This window comes from Sphingopyxis sp. KK2 (assembly GCF_001990265.1).
GTDB lineage: Bacteria > Pseudomonadota > Alphaproteobacteria > Sphingomonadales > Sphingomonadaceae > Sphingopyxis.
In genome coordinates, this window is the sequence record NZ_LYVN01000211.1 from 1 (window position 1) to 4,701 (window position 4,701).

5 protein-coding genes are annotated in these 4,701 nt (G+C 68.9%); 3 read left to right on the plus strand and 2 right to left on the minus strand.

From position 1 onward, the window contains the following. A partial coding sequence (locus B1A78_RS20460) for a tetratricopeptide repeat protein (protein ID WP_144037935.1) occupies nucleotides 1-790 on the minus strand: 790 nt, incomplete at its 3' end. Nucleotides 791-1,050: 260 nt separating this feature from the next. Between B1A78_RS20460 and B1A78_RS20465 the strand changes: the two genes are divergently transcribed. The 3 genes from B1A78_RS20465 to B1A78_RS20475 are packed head-to-tail and all read left to right on the plus strand — an operon-like array spanning nucleotide 1,051 to nucleotide 3,897. After that, on the plus strand, nucleotides 1,051-1,779 hold the full coding sequence (locus B1A78_RS20465) for a ParA family protein (RefSeq protein ID WP_077148716.1): 729 nt from the start codon (nucleotides 1,051-1,053) through the stop codon (nucleotides 1,777-1,779). 15 nt (nucleotides 1,780-1,794) lie between these two features. Further along, the gene (locus B1A78_RS20470) at nucleotides 1,795-2,493 is read left to right on the plus strand and encodes a hypothetical protein (RefSeq protein WP_077148717.1); all 699 of its coding nucleotides are present in this window, start codon (nucleotides 1,795-1,797) and stop codon (nucleotides 2,491-2,493) included. 12 nt (nucleotides 2,494-2,505) lie between these two features. Then, nucleotides 2,506-3,897: an SPOR domain-containing protein gene (locus B1A78_RS20475; protein WP_077148718.1), complete on the plus strand. Its 1,392-nt coding sequence runs from the start codon at nucleotides 2,506-2,508 to the stop codon at nucleotides 3,895-3,897. 289 nt (nucleotides 3,898-4,186) lie between these two features. On the opposite strand, the gene B1A78_RS20480 is transcribed toward B1A78_RS20475, so the two are convergent. Then, the coding region (locus tag B1A78_RS20480) for a helix-turn-helix transcriptional regulator (protein ID WP_372236915.1) at nucleotides 4,187-4,701 on the minus strand (515 nt) is incomplete at its 5' end.

Sequence of the window (4,701 nt, forward strand, 5' to 3'; positions counted from 1 at the left end):
GTTGCGGCACCGCGGCGCGCGGCGCGGGCGGCGGGGGCGCGGGCTGGCTCTGGATCACCGGCGGCGGCGTGTAGCTGGTGCCGGGGACCGAGGCGGGCAGGCTGGCGGTCTTGACCGGCGAGGGGGCGGGCTTGGCGGCCGGCGGTGCGGCGGCGTTGACCGCGGCGAGACGTTCGCGCTGTTCGCTCTTTTCCATCTCGGGGATCATCGCGAGCCCCGCCTGGCGCTGGTCGAGCGGGATCAGATTGTCGAGCTGCGCCAGGCGCGCCGAGGCGATGCCGAGTCCGGCGTCGCTCGCGCGCTTGGTCAGCGCATAGGCGCGCGGCCAGTCCTGCGCGGCGAGGTCGCCGTTGAACATCGCGGTGCCGAGGACATATTGCGCGCGCGGTTCGCCGCGCGCCGCCGAGCGCAGGATATGCGGCATCGCTTCCTGGCGGCGGTTGGCGGTGAAGAGGACGAGGCCGAGATTGTCCTCGGCCTGGAGATGTCCCTGTTTCGAGGCGCGGCGATACCAGTCCTCGGCCTGCACGAGGTCGGCGGGGACGCCGCGGCCGAGCTTATAGGCCTGACCGAGGTTGAATTGCGCGTCGGCATCGCCCGCGAGCGCGAGCGGGCGCCAGATCGCCACCGCCTGCTGGTAATTGCCGCCCTCCCAAAAATCGACGCCATCCTTGACGCTGGGCGCCGCGGCGGCGGGCGTGGCCGGCGCGGGTGCCGCGAGAACGGGCGCCGACAGCGCCGCCGACAGCAAGGGCAGGCTGAGCCATCGGGCGGTGCGGAATAAACGCATGACAATCTCCACTGACGTGCGAGGCCCGGACCCGGGCGATCGACAGTCCCCGGCCCCGCGCTAGGAGGCAATGGCTAACAGCCCGTTAGCGACGCGTCGACCAGAGTGTTTCTGATCCGATACGGCACAACTTTATCTTAAGCCTCGATTTACCATGCTGTCCAACGGACCGTTTACCCTCTTTTTCACATCGTTAACCCAATCTTAGGCCCCCGCATGGCATTCCACCCCCAATTCGTAGTCACATTAGGGGGACAGCTGTGCGCGTTTTGGCATTGGCTTCACAAAAAGGCGGGTCGGGCAAGACGACATTGTCGGGGCACCTTGCGGTGCAGGCTCAGCTCGCCGGTGCAGGGCCCGTCGTCCTGATCGACATCGATCCGCAGGGCTCGCTCGCCGACTGGTGGAACGAACGCGAGACCGACCTGCCGGCTTTCGCCCAGACCACGGTCGCGCGGCTCGCCTCCGACCTCGAAATCCTGCGCCAGCAGGGCTTCAAGCTCGCCGTCATCGACACCCCGCCCGCGATCACCATGGCGATCCAGAGCGTCATCGGGGTCGCCGAACTGATCGTCGTCCCGACGCGCCCCAGCCCGCATGACCTGCGCGCCGTCGGCGCCACCGTCGACCTGTGCGAACGCGCCGGCAAGCCGCTGGTGTTCGTCGTCAACGGCGCGACGCCGAAGGCCAAGATCACCAGCGAGGCCGCGGTCGCGCTGTCGCAGCACGGCACCGTCGCGCCGATCACGCTGCACCACCGCACCGATTATGCCGCGTCGATGATCGACGGCCGCACGGTGATGGAAGTCGATCCCAACGGCCGTTCGGCCGACGAAATCCGCCAGTTGTGGCAATATATGAACGACCGGCTCGAAAAGAATTTCCGGCGCACCGTGTTCAGCGGCGCGTCGATGCCCTCTCCGCAAGGCGGCTATGGCGCCGTCCGCCCGATGGGCGGTGGTTTCGGCCGCCGCATCGCCGGCCAGTAAGGGGAGATGCAAGCCATGGGCGAACCCAAACCCCTCGCATCGCTGAGCGCCGGACTGCTCGCCCGCAAGGGTGCCGCACGGCCCGCCATGCGCCGCCAGCCGCTCGGCAGCGGCCCGGTTCCGGTCAACACCGTCGGTTACGACGACCTCGGCTGGAACGACATGGGCTATGACGTCGACCCGGTGCAGTCGAGCGAACCCGCGCATATGATCGACCTGAAGCCGCTGCTGAGCGGATCGGTGCCCGAGCATAATGTCGAGGCCGAACATGCGGTCGAAGAGAGCGCCGGCCATGAAGTCGTCGACTGGCTCGGCGATCATCAGGCAGAAGAGCGCGAGGAAGAGGCGTTCGTCCCCTTCGTGCCCGTCGTGCCCGAAATCGTCCGCCAGCAGGAATCGCTGAGCGACCGCGTCGCCGCCGTGGCGGCCAAGGTCGAGGCGCGTCCGGTCGAAAAACATGTCGTCGAAACCAAGACGCCGAAGGCCCCGCGGACGCTGCGCGCCCGCGAAAAGGCGGCCTTCACGCTGCGCCTCGATGCCGAACGCCATCTGCGGCTGCGGCTGGCGAGCGCGGTCACCAACCGGTCGGCGCAGGTCATCCTGACCGACCTGCTCGACGACTTCCTGTCGTCGCTGCCCGAAATCGACGCGATGGCGAGCCGCCTGCCGGCCGCGCGCCCGTCGCGCCAGACGATGAAGCCTTCGGGCGAGTAAGGGGGACCTGTCATGAACCGCAACCTGCTGATGAAGCTTGCCGTTTCGGGCTTCGTGCTCGGCCTGACCACCACCGGCTGCAGTATGGGCAAGATGGCGAATGCGCCGTCGAACACGCTCGGCAAGCCCGAAACCGCCATGAAATCGGCCTCGCAGGCGCGCACCGCGCTCGAAGCCGGCAAGACGAGCAAGGCCGTGAGCCTCGCCGAAGCCGCCGTTTCGGCGAGCCCGCGCGACGGCAGCTATCGCGCGCTGCTCGGCCAGGCTTATCTGAGCGACGGGCGTTTCGCCTCGGCCTCGGCCGCGCTGACCGAAGCGATGGAACTCGGCGTCACCGACAGCAACACCGTGCTCGCGCTGACCTTGTCCTATATCGCGCAGAACAAGGGCAAGGAAGCGATGGGGCTGCTCAACGCCTATCGCGACACGCTGCCGGCTGCCGACACGGGCCTCGCGCTCGCGCTGGCGGGCGACAATGAATCGGCGATCTATGTGCTGACCGAGGCCGCGCGTGCCGAGGGCGCCAGCGCCCGCACCCGCCAGAATCTCGCGCTCGCTTTTGCCCTGTCGGGCCGCTGGGCGCAGGCGCGCATCCTCGCGTCGCAGGATTTGTCGCTCGAAAAGCTCGAGGGGCGGATGGCCGAATGGTCGCAACTCGCCAAGGAAGAAAACAGCGCGGTTCGCGTCGCGAGCCTGATCGGGGTCAAGGCGCAGGCCGACGCCGGCATGCCGGTGCGCCTCGCGCTCGCCAATTTCGCCGACACGCAGATGGCCGCCGCCGATGCGCCGGTCGAGCTTGCCAGCGCCGACCCGGCGCCGGTCGATGCTTTTGCGCCGCCGCCGCCCGCGGTTGCGGTCGCGGCTTCGGACATCCGTACGGTCGAACTGCCGATGCCGCAGCGCGACGCCAATGGCGTCGTGCCGGTCACCGAACTGCCGTCGCCCGCCGTCGCATCGCCGGTGATCCTGGCCGATGCCGCGCCCTATCGCGCCGCGCCGCGCGTCGCGGGCGAAACCGAGGCGAAGCGCCCGTTCCATCAGGAAGCGCGCGAACTGGCGAGCAAATTCGTGCCGCAGCTCGCCTTCGACGCGAAGAAGCCCAGTGGCTGGGCGGTGCAGCTCGGCGCCTATGACAGCCTGGGCATCGCCAAGGAAAAATGGGGCGGTCTGAAGAAGCGCAACGCGATGCTGGCGAATTTCCCGGCGTCGAGCCACGCCGCGACCGTCAAGGGCCGCACCTTCTATCGCCTGACCGTCAACGGCATCAAGACGCGCGCCGACGCGAACATGCTGTGTTCGCAGCTGCGCGCCGACGGCCAGCCGTGCTTCATCCGCGAAATGGGCGGCAGCGAGAGCATCCAGTGGGCCGCGCGCGGCACCCCGGTGCGGCTGGCGTCGCGCTGACGGACAACACCCGGTTTCGGGGGAGATGAGGGGCGCAGCCGCAAGGCTGCGTCCCTTTTTCTTTGGTCCGAGTGGCTAGCGGGTACGATGCTCGTCGGTGGGGGGCAGTCGCCGATGTTGGACGCAGGTGCTTAGGTGCGGCAGAAAGCGACCGAAAATGAACGTCGCCCCCGCGCAGGCGGGGGCCGCTGTCGGTTTACGGAATGGTGCAGTGCAAGGCTGCTAGCGGCCCCCGCCTACGCGGGGGCGACGATTTTGGGAACGTCCGCTCACCACCCCAAAGCAGACCTCAGCTCGCCGATGCCGCCGGCAGGCGCGCGAGCATGCCGACGAGTTGCGCCTGGCTCGCCGCGCCGGTCTTGCGGAACACGCCTTTCAGGAGGAAGCGCGCGGCGTTGAGGCTGATCGCGCGCTGGGCGGCATAATCCTGCACCGACTGTCCGGCGCCGAGCGCGACCGCGAGGCGCGCCTCGGACGGGGTGAGGCCGAACCATTGCGCGACGCGGTTGACCTCGACCACCGGGGTTTCGCCGGGCGCGCTGCCCAGCGTGACGATGAGCGAGGCGCCGTGCCGGACGCCGCCGATCTGCGGCGCCGATTGCCGGGTGATGCGCGCGACGAGCACCGGGCATTCCTTGCCCCCCTTGCCGAGCGCCTGAAAGGCGAGGCCGGTCGGGGCGGGGCTGCGCACGAGGTCGAGCAGGATTTTCTGGCTGGCGGGGTGGGTGAAGGCGAAGCGATCGCCGGCAAGGCGGATGACGCCGGCGCGTTCATAGACGGCGGCGTCCGGCACGGCGCCTCGCT